14 protein-coding genes are annotated in these 16,284 nt (G+C 70.5%); 5 read left to right on the plus strand and 9 right to left on the minus strand.

The annotated features are described in order from the left end of the window. Positions 1-222: 222 nt before the first annotated feature. From AB5T46_RS17270 to AB5T46_RS17290, 5 genes are all read right to left on the minus strand, one after another. Positions 223-2,718 (minus strand): DNA topoisomerase I, encoded by a 2,496-nt coding sequence (locus AB5T46_RS17270; RefSeq protein WP_370565306.1) that lies wholly within the window; start codon positions 2,716-2,718, stop codon positions 223-225. A 173-nt stretch (positions 2,719-2,891) separates the two neighbouring features. Continuing rightward, the gene (locus AB5T46_RS17275) at positions 2,892-3,371 is read right to left on the minus strand and encodes a hypothetical protein (RefSeq protein WP_370565307.1); all 480 of its coding nucleotides are present in this window, start codon (positions 3,369-3,371) and stop codon (positions 2,892-2,894) included. 77 nt (positions 3,372-3,448) lie between these two features. Continuing rightward, positions 3,449-3,922 (minus strand): DUF494 family protein, encoded by a 474-nt coding sequence (locus AB5T46_RS17280; RefSeq protein WP_149194477.1) that lies wholly within the window; start codon positions 3,920-3,922, stop codon positions 3,449-3,451. A 35-nt stretch (positions 3,923-3,957) separates the two neighbouring features. Next, the gene (gene dprA / locus AB5T46_RS17285; protein WP_370565308.1) at positions 3,958-5,121 is read right to left on the minus strand and encodes a DNA-processing protein DprA; all 1,164 of its coding nucleotides are present in this window, start codon (positions 5,119-5,121) and stop codon (positions 3,958-3,960) included. A gap of 211 nt (positions 5,122-5,332) precedes the next feature. Next, a complete protein-coding gene (locus AB5T46_RS17290) occupies positions 5,333-6,496 on the minus strand; it encodes a LysM peptidoglycan-binding domain-containing protein (RefSeq protein WP_370565356.1) in 1,164 nt (387 codons plus the stop codon). A gap of 143 nt (positions 6,497-6,639) precedes the next feature. Between AB5T46_RS17290 and def the strand changes: the two genes are divergently transcribed. From def to AB5T46_RS17315, 5 genes are all read left to right on the plus strand, one after another. Beyond that, positions 6,640-7,155, plus strand: coding sequence for a peptide deformylase (def, locus tag AB5T46_RS17295; protein WP_370565309.1), 516 nt, complete (start codon positions 6,640-6,642; stop codon positions 7,153-7,155). Positions 7,156-7,252: 97 nt separating this feature from the next. Beyond that, a complete protein-coding gene (gene fmt / locus AB5T46_RS17300; RefSeq protein WP_370565310.1) occupies positions 7,253-8,176 on the plus strand; it encodes a methionyl-tRNA formyltransferase in 924 nt (307 codons plus the stop codon). Between the two features lie 312 nt (positions 8,177-8,488). Next, complete coding sequence (gene rsmB / locus AB5T46_RS17305) at positions 8,489-9,814, plus strand: 16S rRNA (cytosine(967)-C(5))-methyltransferase RsmB (RefSeq protein ID WP_370565311.1); 1,326 nt, start codon at positions 8,489-8,491, stop codon at positions 9,812-9,814. 82 nt (positions 9,815-9,896) lie between these two features. Then, positions 9,897-10,934 (plus strand): glycosyltransferase family 4 protein, encoded by a 1,038-nt coding sequence (locus tag AB5T46_RS17310; RefSeq protein WP_370565312.1) that lies wholly within the window; start codon positions 9,897-9,899, stop codon positions 10,932-10,934. Positions 10,935-11,015: 81 nt separating this feature from the next. Further along, entirely contained in the window at positions 11,016-11,921 is a 906-nt protein-coding gene (locus AB5T46_RS17315) for a glycosyltransferase family 2 protein (protein ID WP_370565313.1), read from the plus strand. 94 nt (positions 11,922-12,015) lie between these two features. On the opposite strand, the gene AB5T46_RS17320 is transcribed toward AB5T46_RS17315, so the two are convergent. From AB5T46_RS17320 to AB5T46_RS17335, 4 genes are read right to left on the minus strand one after another with little or no spacing between them, the layout of a single operon-like run. Next, complete coding sequence (locus tag AB5T46_RS17320) at positions 12,016-13,065, minus strand: glycosyltransferase family 9 protein (protein WP_370565314.1); 1,050 nt, start codon at positions 13,063-13,065, stop codon at positions 12,016-12,018. After that, on the minus strand, positions 13,062-14,591 hold the full coding sequence (locus AB5T46_RS17325; RefSeq protein ID WP_370565315.1) for a PH domain-containing protein: 1,530 nt from the start codon (positions 14,589-14,591) through the stop codon (positions 13,062-13,064). Before AB5T46_RS17325 ends, AB5T46_RS17320 begins: the two co-directional genes overlap by 4 nt. Further along, the gene (locus tag AB5T46_RS17330) at positions 14,578-15,111 is read right to left on the minus strand and encodes a PH domain-containing protein (RefSeq protein WP_370565316.1); all 534 of its coding nucleotides are present in this window, start codon (positions 15,109-15,111) and stop codon (positions 14,578-14,580) included. The genes AB5T46_RS17325 and AB5T46_RS17330 overlap by 14 nt, the downstream gene beginning before the upstream one ends. Continuing rightward, positions 15,108-16,025, minus strand: a complete 918-nt coding sequence (locus AB5T46_RS17335; RefSeq protein ID WP_370565318.1) for a lauroyl acyltransferase — start codon at positions 16,023-16,025, stop codon at positions 15,108-15,110. Before AB5T46_RS17335 ends, AB5T46_RS17330 begins: the two co-directional genes overlap by 4 nt. Positions 16,026-16,284 lie beyond the last annotated feature (259 nt).

A 16,284-nucleotide genomic window follows, 5' to 3' on the forward strand; every position in this document is an offset into this window, starting at 1 on the left:
CATAGACAACGTTGTCGCCGCAAACTGTGACCGCGGCGTTGAACGGATGAAGTTGACCGTTGTTGTCGCGGGAAAAACTTTTCGCGACACGATGGCGTCAATGCGTGACCGTTCGGCGCGATGCGATGTCCGCGGGCTGTCCCGTTGCGAAACGAATGCCGTAGAGCGGAACCGCCGCAGACGGTTCCGCCCTACGGATCATGGTCTGGACGCGTCGGCGCCTCAGAACGGCGCGTCGTCGTCGGCATCGGCCGACCGTGGTGCAGCCTTCTTTCCGGTGCCAGCGGCTTTTTTCGCGACCGTCTTTTTCGCTGTCTTTTTCGCGGCTTTCTTGGACGCGGTTTTCTTCGCTGGCGTCTTCTTCGCCGGCGCCTTCTTCGCAGCCGTCTTCTTCGCAGCCGTCTTCTTGCCGAAGCGACCGCGCGCCGGCTTGCCGGTTTCCTCCATCAGTTTCTGCGCCTCTTCCAGCGTCAGCGAGGCCGGTTCGCGATCCTTGGGGATCTTGCCGTTGAGCTTGCCGTCGCTCAGGTACGGGCCGTAGCGGCCGTTGAGCACCTGGATGTCGCTGCCCTCGAACTCCTTGATGATGCGGTTGCGGGCGATCTCCTCCTTCTCCTCGATCAGCGCCACCGCGCGCGCCAGGTCGACGGTGTACGGATCGTCTTCCTTCTTCAGCGAGGCATAGACACTGCCGCGCTTGGCGAACGGGCCGAAGCGGCCGATGCCGACGCTGACTTCCTCGCCCTTGTCCTCGCCCAGCTTGCGCGGCATCAGGAACAGCTCCAGCGCCTGCTCGAGGGTAATGGTGTGCATGCTCTGGCCGGGCCGCAGCGAGGCGAACTTCGGCTTGTCCTCGGCGTCCTCGGCGGTGCTGCCGATCGCCGCGTACGGCCCGTAGCGGCCGAGCCGCACGCTGACCGGCTTGCCGGTCTTGGGGTCGGTGCCGAGCTCGCGCGCGCCGGTGGCCTGGCTGCGGTCGACCGATTCGATCTTGTCGGCCACCAGTTCCTTGAACGGCCCCCAGAACTTCTCCATCAACGGCACCCATTCCTCCTCGCCGCGCGAGACCGCATCCAGCTCGTCCTCGAGCTTCGCGGTGAAGTCGTAGTCGACGTAGCGGGTGAAATGGCTGCTGAGGAAATTCGACACCGCGCGACCGACATCGGTCGGGTGAAAGCGGCGGCTCTCCAGCTCCACGTACTTGCGGAACTGCAGGGTCTGGATGATCGAGGCGTAGGTCGACGGACGGCCGATGCCGTATTCCTCCAGCGTCTTGACCAGGCTGGCCTCGGAGAAGCGCGGCGGCGGCTCGGTGAAGTGCTGGTCGGCATGGATGCGCTCGAGCGGCACGCGTTCGCCCGTCTTCATCAGCGGCAGCTTGCGGCCCTCGTCCTCGTCCTCGGCGGCCTTCTGGTCCTTGCCTTCCTCGTACACGGCGAGAAAACCGGGGAACACCACCGTGGTGCCGCTGGCGCGGAAGGTGTGCTCGCTGCCCGCGGCCAGGTCGACCGAGACGGTGTTGAGCGTGGCCGGCACCATCTGGCAGGCGACCGCACGCTTCCACACCAGCTCGTACAGGCGGCGGCCGTCGTCGTCGAGATACTTCGCCACCTGCGCCGGCGTGCGCAGCGCCGAAGACGGGCGGATCGCCTCGTGCGCCTCCTGCGCGTTCTTCGACTTGGTCTGGTAGAAGTTCGGCTTGTCCGGCAGCGAGCGGGTGCCGAAGTCGCGGGCGATGACGTCGCGGATCTCCGTCAGCGCATCGGCCGACAGGTTCACCGAGTCGGTACGCATGTAGGTGATCAGGCCGACGGTGCCCTCCTTGCCGATCGCCACGCCTTCGTACAGCCTTTGTGCCACGCGCATGGTGCGGCTGGTGGTGAAGCCGAGCTTGCGCGCGGCCTCCTGCTGCAGGGTCGAGGTGGTGAACGGCGGCGCCGGGCGGCGCTTGCGTTCCTTGCTGACGACGTCGGTGACATGCAAGGTGCCGTTGGCGGCGGCGGCGATGCGGCTGCGCGCAGCCTCGGCGGTGTCGCCGTCGGTGACGGTGAACTGCTCGAACTTCTTGCCGTCGAGCCGGGTGAGCTTGGCGGTGAAGGCCTGTGACGGGTGCGCGCACTCGGCCTCGATCGACCAGTACTCGCGCGCGACGAAGGCCTCGATCAGCTCCTCGCGCTCGACGATCATGCGCAGCGCCGGCGACTGCACCCGGCCCGCCGACAGCCCGCGCTGCACCTTGCGCCACAGCACCGGCGACAGGTTGAAGCCGACCAGGTAGTCCAGCGCGCGACGCGCCTGCTGCGCGTCCACCAGGTCGCCGGCGATCTGGCGCGGCTTGGCCATCGCCTCCTTGATCGCGCGCGGCGTGATCTCGGTGAACACCACCCGGTGCAGCGCCTTGTCCTTGAGCAGGCCGCGCTCCTTCAGGATCTCGACGATGTGCCAGCTGATCGCTTCGCCCTCGCGATCCGGGTCGGTCGCCAGGTAGATGCCCTCGGCGCCCTTGGCGGCCTTGGCGATCGCCTCGACATGCTTCTGGTTCTTCTCGATCAGGTCGTAGCGCATGCGGAACCCCTGGTCGGGGTCGACCGCGCCTTCCTTCGGCACCAGGTCGCGGACATGGCCATAGGAGGCCAGGACCTGGAAGTCCTTGCCGAGGTATTTGTTGATCGTCTTGGCCTTGGCGGGCGACTCGACGATGAGGAGGTTCTTGGCCATCTAGGGGTTTCCGGGCACCGGTGGCCGGCGCCATGAGAGGGGTTTCGCAGACACGGACGCCCGGGGACCGGGCCCCGGGCGTTCAGGTTTCACCTTATTACAGGAATCATGCCAGGCCCGGCGCTGTCAAGCCGGACCGGCGCCAAGGGGGCGCATTGTCGCCGGTTTGCGCCTCAGGTGGCGAAACGCAGCGCGACGGCGGTCACGGCCAGCAACGCCGCGACGATCGCGGCCGCCGGCCGGACCCAGCGCGGCACCGCGGGCGTGGGCGGAACCGATGCGGGGTGGCGCTCCGCCGCCGGGGCCTGGGCCGCCGCATCGTCGGCCGGCTCTCCGGCCGGCGGCAGCTGCGCCGCATCGACCGCGTCATCCGCAGCGGCGGATGACGCGGGTGCGGCCTCGACGGCTGGCGCCGACGGCAGCGGCGCCAGCCGGATACGGCTACCGGGGCCGATCTCGAAGCTCTCGGTGCAGTCGCGCAGGGGCCGGGCCGCGGCCGGGTCGTCGTGCCAGACCGGCGTGTCCAGGCGGATATGGCCGAACTGGAACAGCCGCACCAGGCCTGCGGCCGGGTAGGGGCCACAGGGCAGGCCGTGCTGGTCGGCGTAATGCCATTGCGCCGGATTCCGGTCGCGTCCTTGCGTGATCTGCATGCGGTCCATTGCGGTGAAAGGCGGGGATCGTCGCAAATCCCCGGTGGCGGGTCCTAAGATGCTGCCCGGGCGGAGGCTCAGTGCACCGGTTCGGGTTCGTCGGCGAACATCTGGGTTTCCATCCAGGCGTAGGCGGCCTCGCTGCCGGGCTGGTTGAACAGCACCATCAGCACCACCCATTTGAGGTCGTCGAGGTCGAGCTCGTCCTGGTCCAGAGCCATCGCCCGGTCCAGCACCAGTTCGCGCTGGTCGGCATCGAGCACGCCGTGCTGCTCCAGGAACAGCAGGAAGCCGCGGCCTTCGATGTCGAGCTTGTCCAGTTCCGGACCGGCGTAGACCCGGGTCGGGCCGTCGCTGCGCGGCGTCGCCGGTCCGGGCCGCTGCTCGGCCAGGGCATCGAGCCAGTCGAAGGCCTTGCTGATCTCGGTCGGGCTGAACCCGGCCTGGAGCAGGCCGGTCTGGAGGGAGTCGCGGTCGCGGAGCAGGTCCGCTTCGTCGGTGAAATAGTGTTCGAACAGGTAGAGCAGGACGTCCAGAATGCTCTCTTTCATTGCCCCCGGCCTGCGCCCCGTCGTGGACGCTTCGTTCAGGATTTGCGGGAATACCGGCCGTGTTCGGCTACGACCCGGCCCTCAAGCTCCATGACCAGCAGCATGGAGGACAGCTGGGCCGTCGTCAATCCGGTGCGTTCGACCAGTTGATCCATACCGGTTGGGTCGTGGCCGAGGGCCAGCCACAAGCGGTGGTAGTCGGGGTCGTCGCTGCCCGGCATGTCCGGCAGGGCCCCGGATGGGGCCTCGGACGGGGAGTTGGGGGCGGCCAGGCGCCGGCGCAAGGCCTGGCCCAGCTCGGCGGCCAGCGGCGCCAGCGCGGCGATCACCTCGTCGGCACGCTCCACCAGTGCCGCGCCGTCGCGGATCAGCCGATGGCAGCCACGCGCCATCGGGTTGTGGATCGAACCGGGGACCGCGAACACGTCGCGCCCGGCCTCGCTGGCCTGGCGCGCGGTAATCAGGGCGCCGGAGCGCTGCGCCGCCTCGATCACCAGGGTGCCCAGCGACAGCCCGGCGATGATGCGGTTGCGGGCGGGGAAATGCTCGCGCAGCGCCCCAGTGCCAGGCGGGTGCTCGCTGACCACCGCGCCGGCTTCGGCGATGCGCGCGTGCAGGGCGGCGTTGCTGCGCGGGTAGGGCCGGTCGATGCCGCTGCCGAGCACCGCCACCGTGAGCCCGCCGGCGGCCAGCGCGGCGGCGTGCGCGGCGGCATCGATGCCCAGCGCCAGCCCGCTGGTCACGGCCAGCCCGGATTCGGCGATGGCGCGGGCGAAATCGCGCGCGTTGTCGCGACCGCCGGCGCTGGGCGAACGGCTGCCGACCACCGCCACCGCCGGATGCCACAGCAGCGCCGGATCGCCGGCGACGAACAGCGCCGGCGGCGGATTCTGGACCGCACGCAGCAACGGAGGGTAATCCGGGTCATGCCAGCCGAGCAGGTGGTGGCCAGGCTGCGCCAGCCAGTCGCGGGCGCAGGGATCGCCGGCAGGCGTCGCCTCGAGCGCGCGGATCTGCTTGTCGTCCAGGCCCGCCGTGCGCCAGGCACGGGTGCCGGCATCGAGTGCCGCGCGCGGGGAGCGGTGCGCGTCCAGCAACGTGCGCCGCGGCGCGGCGGGGCCGCCGGCGGCGATCAGCCGCAGCAGGGCATCCCGGTCGGCGGCGGCGGGAGTCGAAACGGATGCGGGTACGGCGGTCATCGCCACAGCCTAGTGCGGAAACGGCGACGGCGCCCGAGGGCGCCGTCGCGATCGCTTGTAGGAAATGTCCGAACCCCTGTTCGAAGGGGAGAATACGGCGCGTCGAGTCAGCTCCGCTCCAGGGCGCAAGCGGGAAGCGGAAGGTCAAAACGGGTCCCAGCTCGCGCTGGGACGACGGGCCTTACGCCTTTCCGACTCCCGTTCCCGGCTCTCAGTAAGGCGCGTCCGGATGCTTGAGGTGATAGCCCACCCGGGTCGGCTTGATGCTGTCCATCACCAGCGCGTAGGCGATCTTGTCGTAGGTGCGGAAGACCATCGCGTGGCCGGCGAACTCGTCCGGCAGCCGCACCTTGTTCTCGAAGAACACGGTGTCGGCGTCGCGGTCCTTGCCCTTCTCGACGCGGTCGACGGTATTGGTGCCTTCGCGCCAGATCGAGAACACGGTGCCGTTGTCGATGCCCTCGCGCGCGCCGATGGAGACGGCGATGACGTCGCGGGGGCCGCCGCTGGTCAGCATGTCGGCCACCGCCAGCACGCGGGCGCGGCCGTACTCGGTCTGCTGCGCCGGCGGATGCGGGAAGAACTGCAGGTCGTAGGGCTGGGCGTCGACCGGGATCAGGCGGTCGCCGATGCGGACCTCGCGGCCCTCGTCGTCGAGCGCCAGGGTGCTGGCGCCGATGCCGCCGACTTCGCCGCGGGTGATGGTGCCGGCATTGACCTGCACCAGCTCGTAGCCCAGCACTTCCTTGCCCTTGTCGGGCATCACCACGTCGGCCCAGTACTGCCGGGTGTCCAGGGTGCGGCGGCCGCGGAAATCCAGGTCCTGCTTGGAGAACGTGTCGCAGCAGAAGCCGCTGCGCTGCAGGTGGTGGTAGCGGGTGGTCGGGCGCACCACGGCAAAGCGGTCGCCGGGGCTGGCCTCGGCCACGCCGCGCACGTAGGCCACCTGGCCCTGGACCGCGCGCAGCCGATCCTCCTCGAGCCCGACCACGTAGGGCAGGTGCTCGAACGCGTCGACCACGCGCAGGTCCTTCAGGAACGGTTCGATATCCGACAGCGGAATCGCATTGATCGGCGCGACTTCCTCGCGCGGCCCCGGCTGCACCGCCACGCGGTCCAGGTAGGCCAGGCTGATCACGTCGCCCGGATAGATCAGGTGCGGATTCTGGATCTGCGGATTCGCCTGCCAGATTTCCGGCCACAGCCAGGGCCGTTGCAGGAACTTGCCGGCGATGTCCCAGAGGGTGTCGCCGCGCTGAACCACGTACGTATCCGGATGATCGCCGCGCACCCCTTGCGCGGCCGCGTATGTTGCGACAGTGAGCAACGCCACGGCGCAAACCGTACGAAGCCCCTGAGAAAGGTGCTGAAGCATGCCAGCCATCTACCCGCTCCCCTTGGGATTTCCCCTTGCAGCTGGGCCACTATAGCCCACATGTACCGGAGCAACGCAAGCCTGGCGGGCGTTACAATGATGTCCGCGCCCACGGTTGTGATCCACGCCACCTTTTGTCCGCCATGTCCCAGCTTCCGATCCTCGAATTTCCCCACCCGCAGTTGCGCAAGGTCGCCGATCCGGTCGATCCGCAGCGGATCGCCGAGCCCGCGTTCCAGCGCCTGCTCGACGACATGTTCGAGACCATGTACGAGGCGCCCGGCATCGGCCTGGCGGCGCCGCAGGTGGATACGCTGGACCGCTTCATGGTCATCGACGTGACCGAGGGCAAGGACCAGCCGCTGGTGTTCATCAATCCGCAGATCCGCACCCGCTCCGACGAGCTGCGCGCGCACCAGGAAGGCTGCCTGTCGATTCCCGGCGTGTACGCCGACGTTACCCGCGCCGACGGCATCGAGGTCGAGGCGCTGGACCGCCACGGCAAGGCCTTCACGCTGCGGATCGACGGCCTGCTGGCGACCTGCGTCCAGCACGAGGTCGACCATCTCGACGGCAGGCTGTTCATCGACCATCTGTCGCCGCTCAAGCGCGAGATGGCGCTGAAGAAGCTCGCGAAGCTTCGCAGGAATCGGGAATAGGGAATCGGGAATTGGAAAAGCGCGACGGCGGTCTTGGGCGGTCGTACCAGCTTTTGCCTTTACCATTCCCCATTCTCCATTCCCCATTCCCGAACCCTTGAAAATCGTCTTCGCCGGCACCCCCGAATTCGCCGTGCCCTCGCTGCGCGCGGCGGCCGGCAAGGCCGAGATCGTCGCCGTCTATACCCAGCCGGACCGTCCGGCCGGGCGCGGGCGCGCGCTGACGCCGTCTCCGGTCAAGCGCGAGGCGCTGGCGCGCGGTTTCGAGGTGCGGCAGCCGGAAACCCTGCGGACCGCGGCGGCGCGCGAGGCGCTGCGCGCGCTCGAGCCCGACCTGATGGTGGTGGTGGCCTACGGCCTGCTGCTGCCGCAGGGCATCCTCGACATCCCGCGGGACGGCTGCTGGAACGTGCACGCCTCGCTGCTGCCGCGCTGGCGCGGCGCGGCGCCGGTGCAGCGCGCGATCGAGGCCGGCGACACCGAGACCGGCGTCTGCCTGATGCAGATGGAGAGGGGCCTGGACACCGGCCCGGTGCTGCTGTCGCAGACGCTCGCGATCGGTGAGCACGAGACCGGCGGCCAACTGCACGACCGCCTCGCCGAACTCGGCGCGCAGGTACTGGCCGACGGCCTGGGGCTGTTGCGCGCCGGCATTCGCCCGGTCGCGAAGCCGCAGCCGGAGGCAGGCGCGACCTACGCGCGCAAGCTCGACAAGGCCGAGGCGCGGCTGGACTGGTCGCAGCCGGCGCAGGCGCTGGCCAACCGCGTCCGCGCCTTCAACCCGTGGCCGATGGCCGAGGCCGAGGTCGCCGGCGAGCGCCTGCGCATCCACGCCGCGGTCGCGTTGCCGGCGCAGCACCAGGCGCCGCCGGGCACGGTGCTGGCCGCCGGGCGCGACGGCATCGACGTCGCCTGCGGCGACGGCGCGCTGCGCATCCGCACCCTGCAGCGCGCCGGCGGCAAGGCGATCACCGCCGCCGATTATCTGAACGCCCGGCGCGACCTGGCGGCGGCGCGGTAGTCGCGTTGCTGGCCACGCCCGCACTCGTGGGAGTGGCGGCGGCATGCCGCTGCCGGAAGCCGCGATGAATTCGGGAATCCGCAGCCGACCGCACCTTGCACTTGTGGGAGCGACGGAAGTCGCGACGGTGCGAAGGAGGGCTGTCGCGACTTCCGTCGCTCCCACAAGACAGCAAGAGGCAAGGTTTCCTGAATGCTTCCCAGCGAGCCCTCACCCGGCATCGCAGGTAATCTCCACCGACCCATCTATGTTGCGAAGACGAAATCGGCGCCCGTGCCAATGCGTGAGAGTGTCCGAACCGTGTCCATCCGCATGAATCCGCATAGGAAGGCGCCTCCGGCCGTCGGTTCGGCGCCGCGTGCGTGCGCCGCGCGGGTGCTCGATGCGGTGCTGCACCGCGGTCGCTCGCTCAAGGCCGAACTCGCTGCCGCGCTGCCGGAGCTCGAGGATTCGCGCGACCGCGCCCTGGTCGAGGCGATCTGCTTCGCCGCGCTGCGCCATCGCGCCCGCTACGACGTCGCGCTGGCGGCGTGGCTGGCGAAGCCGCTGGCGGCGCGCGACCGGCCGTTGCGCGCACTGCTGCACGCCGGCTTCGCCCAGCTCGATCCGCTGGCGCTGCCGGCGCACGCAGCCGTCGCCGCCACCGTCGAGGCCGCGCGCGCGCTCGGGCGCACGCACCAGGCCGGACTGGTGAACGCGCTGTTGCGCCGCGCCCAGCGCGAGGGCCTGCCGCCGGCGGATCCCGCCGCCGCCTGGCCCGATTGGCTGTGCGCGCGGCTGCAGGCGGACTGGCCGGACGAGGCCGAAACGATCGTCGCCGCCAGCGCCACGCCCGCGCCGCTGTGGTTGCGGGTCAACCGTCGCCTGGGCGGCCGCGACGCCTATGCCGCCCGCCTGCGGGAAGCCGGTATCGAGGCCGAAGCGCCCGCGGGTCTGGCCGATGCCCTGCGCCTGGCCGAGGCGGTGCCGGTCGCGGCGCTGCCCGGCTTCGCCGAGGGCGCGGTCTCGGTGCAGGACGGCGCCGCGCAGCAGGTCGCCGACGTGCTGGCGCCGCCCCCGCGAGGGCGCGTGCTCGATGCCTGTGCCGCGCCCGGCGGCAAGGCGGCGCATCTGCTCGAGCGCGATCCGTCGCTGCGGTTGACCGCGCTCGATGTCGATGCCGCGCGCCTGGACCGGGTGCGCGAGACCCTGGACAGGCTCGGGCTCGCTGCCGACGCACGGCTGCAGGTCGCCGATGCCACGCTGCCGGCGCAATGGTGGGACGGCGATCGCTTCGACGCGATCCTCCTCGATGCGCCGTGCTCGGCCACCGGCATCGTGCGCCGGCAGCCGGACGTGCTGCTGCACCGGCGCGCGCGCGATGTCGAAGCGCTGATTGCGCTGCAGGCGCGGCTGCTCGATGCGCTGTGGGCCATGCTCGCGCCCGATGGCGTGCTGGTCTATGCCACCTGCTCGATCCTGCGCGACGAGAACGCACGCCAGATCGAGGCTTTCCTCGCCCGCACCGCCGATGTCCGCGTCGAGGATCCCGGCGACGGCTGCGGCCGCCGCGACGGGCCGGGACGGCAGCGGCTGCCGGGCGAGGGCGGCATGGACGGCTTCTTCCTGGCGCGGCTGCGGCGCAGCACGGCGGCCTGAGCGTCGCATGGGATGACAATAGCGTCGTCATGAAGAAGCCGAAGTTTCGGCGGACAGACTCCGCCCGCCAGAGAGAGGCCGTATGCGAATCGTCCACGTACTTCTCACCAAGCGCTTTGCCGGAACCGAGCGCCACGTCATCGAACTGACGGCGGCACAGGCCGACGCCGGGCACGAGGTGATCCTGATCCTGCGCCGCAAGGCGGCGCGCCGGCGCGCCGATGCGATCGTGCATCGCGTCGATCCACGGGTGCGCGTGGTCATGGTCAGCGACTGGCTGGCGCGTTGGCCCGCGGTAGTGATGGCGCGCTGGCTGCTGCCCCGGCTGCGGCCCGATATCGCCCATGCCCATCTCGGCTCGGCGTGTCGTGCGCTGCGTGGCGCGCGGACCGGATGCCCGCGGCTGGCCACGCTGCACATCGGCTACGTGCCGGAGCAGCATGCGCACCTTGACGGCCTGGTCGCGATCGCGCCCTGGCAGCTGCCGACGATTCCGTCGCCGCTGCGCGAGCGCTCGGTGCAGATCGACAACTGGACGGTGCCGCGCACGCCGTCCGCGGACGCGCGCACGCGGTTGCGCGCACAGTTCGGCATCGGGCAGGACGAATTCCTGTTCGGCGCGCTGGGCCGGATGGAGCACAGCAAGGGCATGGACCTGCTGCTCGATGCGTTCCACGCGGCGGACCTGCCGGGTGCGCGGCTGGCGATCGTGGGCCAGGGCGAGGCTTGGCGGGCCTTGCGGCAGCGTGCGGGCGCGGCGGTGGTGATGCCCGGCTTCGTCGAACGCTCGGAAGACTGGCTGGCGGCGTTCGACTGCTTCGTCAGCTCGGCGCGCGAGGAGCCGTTCGGCCTGGTGCTGCTCGAGGCGATGCAGGCCGGGCTGCCGGTGGTCGCCACCGCGACCGCAGGCGCGGTCCACCTGGCGCCGCTGATCGGCACGCCGCTGGTGCCGACTGAAGACGTGCCGGCGCTGTCGCGGACGCTGGCTGCCGCGCATGCGGCGCGACCCGCGCGCCGGCGCTATGACCTGGATGGCCACCGCGTGCAGGCCAAGGCGGCCGAACTCGAGCGCTATTACGTCCAGGCGCGCCGACGCTTGGCGATCATCACGGCGCGATGACGAAAATCGAATCCTCCATGGTGTATATCCCGCTCCGAACCTGCGCCGGTGGCGGCGGGATTTGGCCCGTGGAGGTCATGCGTGTTGAAGATTTCGGTCATCGTCAGTACCTACAACGCCGAGGACTGGTTGGAGAAGGTGCTGTTCGGCTATTCGCAGCAGAGCCATCCGGCGTTCGAGGTGATCGTCGCCGACGACGGCTCGCGCCCGGCGACCGCCGAACTGATCGCCGGCTACGCGACGCGCTACCCGGTGCCGCTGCGGCATGTCTGGCACGAGGACGACGGCTATCGCCGCCAGGAGATCCTCAACAAGGCGATTCCGCTGGCTGCGCACGGCTACGTGCTGTTTACCGACGGCGACTGCATTCCGCGCCGCGACTTCGTCCAGACCCACGCGCGCCTGGCGGAACCCGGCCGCTTCCTGTCGGGTGGCTACTGCAAGCTCGGCATGGAACTGAGCCGGCGCATCACCCTGGAAGACATCGCCGCCGGGCATTGCTTCGATCTCGACTGGCTGCAGTCGCACGAGCACATGAACGACTCCAACCGGCGAAAGCTCGGCGCCAGTCCGTTCGCGGCGAAGCTGCTCGACGCCATCACCCCCGCCGGTGCGACCTTCAACAACTGCAATTCCTCGGCCTGGAAATCCGACCTGCTGGCGATCAACGGCTACGACGAGCGGATGAAGTACGGGGGCCCGGACCGCGAACTCGGCGAGCGGCTGGAGAACTACGGCGTCCGCGGCAAGCAGATCCGGCACAAGGCGGTGTGCGTGCATCTGGACCATGCGCGCGGCTACAAGACCGCGGAATCGGTGCGCGCCAACCTGGCGATCCGCGCAAAAACCCGCACCGAGAAGCTGGTGTGGACGCCCTACGGCATCGCCAAGGGCGCGGCGATCGACGCCGCGCAGGCGGCCCGCGACGGCCTGCGGAAATTCGAGGCCGGCCGGCGCCACGCGTCCGGGCGGCAGGCGATGCGCTGATTCCTCGAAACAGCCCCTCGGCTCTGCCGGGGGGCTGCCAAAGATTCGCTCCCGGAGCGCAACCGGCGCAACGCCTACAGGGATGACACGTCCGTCAGGGCCGGAGGTTGGACAGCCCACGCCAGGCGGCGATGACCGCTTCGGGGGAGATGTCGGCCACGCGGCTGCGTTCGCCGTGCTCGCCGCCCAGCACGGCGATCGGTCCGGCGCCGATCGGGCGCCACTTCGACGGCGGCGCCGCACCGAACAGCACCACCAGCGGACAGCCCAGCGCGGCGGCGGCATGCGCCGGGCCGGTGTCGACCGAGACCAGGCTGTGCGCCTGCTCCAGCAACGCGAACAGGCGCGGGATCGGCAGGTCGTTGGCGAGATTGCGCACCTGCGGGCGATGGCCGGCGGCGGCGCGGATGTCCTCGAGCACGGCATGCTCGGGCGGCGAGCCGCACAGCAGCACCTGCGCGCCCGGCAGTTCGGCCAGCACCGCACCGGCCACCGCCGCCCAGTTGCCGGGGTCCCAGTGCTTGGGATGATCGGCGGTCATCACCTTGCCGCGCTTGTGGGTGCGCTTGTTGCCGGGCTGGAACAGCACCAGCGGCCCCTGCAAGCCCTCTCGCTCGCGCCATTGCGCCAATGCGTGCCGCGACGGCTCCGGAATCACCAGTCGCGGCAGGCGGAACTGCGCCGCGTCCACCTCGGCGGTGGCGTAGCACCGCGCCGGGTCGCGCTGGCCGAGCCGCAGCCAGCGATCCGGCCACAGCATCTCGGTCCCGATCTCTTCCGCATCGCGTTCGACCAGGTCGTCCGGGCGCACGCCGCCACGCGCCAGCAGGCGACGCATCTCCGGATCGGTATCGCACAGGTAGACCGGTCCGCGTCCGCGAGCGCGCAGCCAGCGCACCAGCGCCCATTGGCTGGGGCACAACGGGTACGGCGTCTTGCGGCTGGTGACCAGCTGCAGGTGGCCGAGGGTCGGTTCGTGCGCCAGCACCGGCGCGGTCCAGCCGCCGGAGCTGATGACGTCGACCTGGCTTTCGTGGCGCGCCGCCGCCAGGCGCATCAGCGTGGTCAGCATGACCATGTCGCCCAGTGCGCCGCAGCGCACTACCAGCGGCGGCGCCGACGCGGCATCTCCGTTCGTGGTCACCAGTGCAGCCTCCTCTTCGCGACTTCGTTCCCGATGCGCGCCAGCAATGCACGGGCGTCGGCCTCGGGCAGATGGCGGATCCGCAACGGTGGCGCCAGCGCGCCGGCGCCGGCGCTGTCGAGCCACAGCGAGGCCATGCCGAAACGGCGGTCGAGCGGCGACTGCCGCAATTGCAGTGCCTGCAGCTTGTCGAGTTCGGCGAAGCGCCAGTGCCGCGACCACCAGCCTTCGCGTACCGCGACCAGCTTGTCGTCCAGCGCATAACCGGCACGCCGTGCGTGCTGGCGCGCGACGAACGCCGACCACGGGATCCACAGCAGGCCGAACAGGCCCCAGGTGCCGAAATGCCACACCAGCGCGGCCGTCAGCAGCAAAGCGAACACGGTTCCGCTCAGCGCCAGTCGCCACCAGGCGTGCGGATGCAGCGGCCGCCAATCCGGCGGCGGCCACGCCGCCTGCGGCAGCAGGTGGCGCACCAGCGCATCGCAGGTCGCGGGTGGGGCGATCGGCGCCAGTTCGCTCAAGCCGCGTTCCTCGTTCCCCTGTTCGACGACCGCGGTATCGATGCCCAGGCCGCGGCGGCTGAGCAGGCGGTGCAGGACGCCTTCGCGCAGCGTCCAGGCCTGGATGCGCCGGCGCGGCACGCTGTTGCGGCGGCGCGTCAGCAGGCCGCGGCCGACGGTCAGGCGGCGGCCGTGCTGCTCCAGCCGGAAGCCGTGGTATTGCACCAGCGCCAGCGCCACCGACAGCAGCCGCACCAGTACCAGGGCCAGCAACACCAGGGCGGCGATCGCAACGCCGCGCCCGATCCAGTCGCCGCCGAGGCCGCCGGCGTAGCCGAAGGCCTCGCGCCCCAGGCGCGCGATGGCGTGGCCGACCGTGCGCTCGGGCAGCACCTGCCAGGCCAGGGCGAAGGCGCCCGCGACCACCACCATGCCGCGGTTGGAGACCAGCCCCAGCCGCACCACCTCCGGCGTCGGCAGCGCCAGCAGCAGGTCGCCTTCGGCGGCGTCCGCGGCGGCGTCCGTTGCGGGTGCCGCCTCGCCGCGCCGACGCACCAGCCGCTCGAGCGCCAGCGCCTCGTCCAGCCGCAGCACCTGCATCCGTGCCTCGGGCCTGTTGCCGCTGGCCGATTCCAGCCGTACTTCCGCCACCTCGAACATCCGGTGCAGCAACGACTGGTGCACGGCGACGTCATGGATGCGCGAGAACGGCACCTGGCGCAGGCTGCGTTCGAACAGGCCGCTGCGCACGAACACGCTGTCGCTGCCGATCCGGTAGCGGTAGGTGAAGTAGCGCCACAGCGACAGCAGCGCGATCACTGCGACGGCGATCATCGCCGGCATCATCTGGTAGCCGTTGCCGCGGCCGCCGAAGAACAGCAGCGCGATCAGCGGCACCAGGAACTGCTTGAGCTGCGCGATCAGCACGAACAGCCACGACAGCGGATGCAGCCGGCGTTCGACCCCGGTGGGCAGGGACTCCTCCGGCACCGGGTCCGGCGCGGCCGGCTCAGGCGTCGTCATCGTCGTGCTCGACCCGTTGCGCGAGATGGTCGCGCAGGCGTTCGGCGTCGTCGGCGTCCAGGCCCGGCACGGTGACCGCGCTCTGCTTGGTGCCGGCGGTGTGGATCACCAGCGTCGCCAGGCCGAAGCGCCGCTCCAGCGGCCCGCGGCTGATGTCCAGGTGCTGCACCCGCGATCCGGGCACCCGGGTCTCGCTGCGCCACAGCCGGCCGCGGCGCAGGGCGAAGCCGTCGTCGTCCAGCAGCCAGTGGGTGTACCGGTACTTCTTGTGGCCGAGCCAGATCGAGAACAGGCCGAACAGCAGCCAGCCGGCCGCCGCCGCGGCCAGCAGCGCCGGCCGGTGCCACAGCACCACACCGCCGGCGGCGAGGGTGATCACCGCCGGAACCGCGGCGCCGAGCCCGCCGGCGAGCATGAACAGCGTGCGCGCCTGCGGCGGCAGCGGCTGCCAGCCGCGATCGCCCTCGGGTACGTCCGGTCCGTCCGGCGCGGTCAGGCCGAGGTCCTCGATGTCGATCATGCGGGCGTCTTCTCGTAGGGATTGGGTTGGCCGCTGCCGGCCGGGCGCCAGCGCCAGCGCTTATAGGTCCACTGGTACTGCGCCGGATCGCGGCGGGCGATGCGCTCGACCGCGGCATTGAGAGCGGTGGTGGCGACGCGCGGGTCGGGATCGGCGATCGCCTCGGGCGCCGCCTCGATCCGAAGCGCGAACGCCGGCTCCGGCCCGATCCGCTCGCAGTAGGCGAACAGCACCGTGGCATTGGTGCGCGCGGCCAGGCGCCCGAGCAGGGTCATGGTGAGCGCGTCCATGCCGAAGAACGGCACGTACTCGCCGTCGCCGACCTTGGGTTGCTGGTCGGGCAGGATGCCGGTCACGCCGCCGTCCTTGAGCAGGCGCAGCAGCTGCCGCACCGCGGATGCGCCTTCCGCCCGCACCTGGGTCACCTGCGCCCCGGCGTCGGCGCGCACCCGGCGCAGGAAGGCTTCGCCGACCGCCGCGTCCGGCGGCCGGTACAGCACCGAGATCGGCGTACGCGAGGCCAGCCACTGGTTGAGCAGTTCCCAGTTGCCGTAGTGCGGCGCGGCCACGATCAGGCCGCGGCCGGAGGCGAGGGCGGCGTCGAACAAATCGACGCCGCTGGTTTCGCGGATCAGCGCCAGGTTGTCGGCATGCGTCCGGGTCCAGAAGCGCAGCGTCTCCAGGAACTGGCGCGCGGTGGTGCGCAGGACCGCGCGATGCCACTCGTCGCGCTGTTGCGGCAGCAGCTCCGGATAGGCGATCTCCAGGTTGCGCCGCGCCACGAAGCTCTCGCGCGCATCCAGCCGTCGCCACAGCCACGCCAGGGCATCGCCGATGCGGTACAGGACCGGCCATGGCAGCCGGCCGAACGCGCAGGCGAGCAGATAAAGGAGTCCGGCGACGAGGCGGGTCATCGGCGCAAGTCTAGCGGTGCGTGGGGGCCGGGCGTGAGCGGGCAGGGTCGGCCGACGGTGATGGGAGAATCGTGAGCCGTCGATGGTCGGTGATGGGCGATGGGCGCGCAGTCTCGACACCGTCATCCCAGCGTGAGCTGGGATCCCTTGTCCTTGCCCGTTCGTTCAAACGTGCCGGAAAAAATCAAAATGGATCCCAGCTTGCGCTGGGATGACGAGCAAAGGCGTTACGCTTTCCCGATTCCCGATTCCCGATTCC

The organism is Luteimonas salinilitoris, from assembly GCF_041300785.1.
Classification (GTDB): Bacteria; Pseudomonadota; Gammaproteobacteria; order Xanthomonadales; family Xanthomonadaceae; genus Luteimonas; species Luteimonas salinilitoris.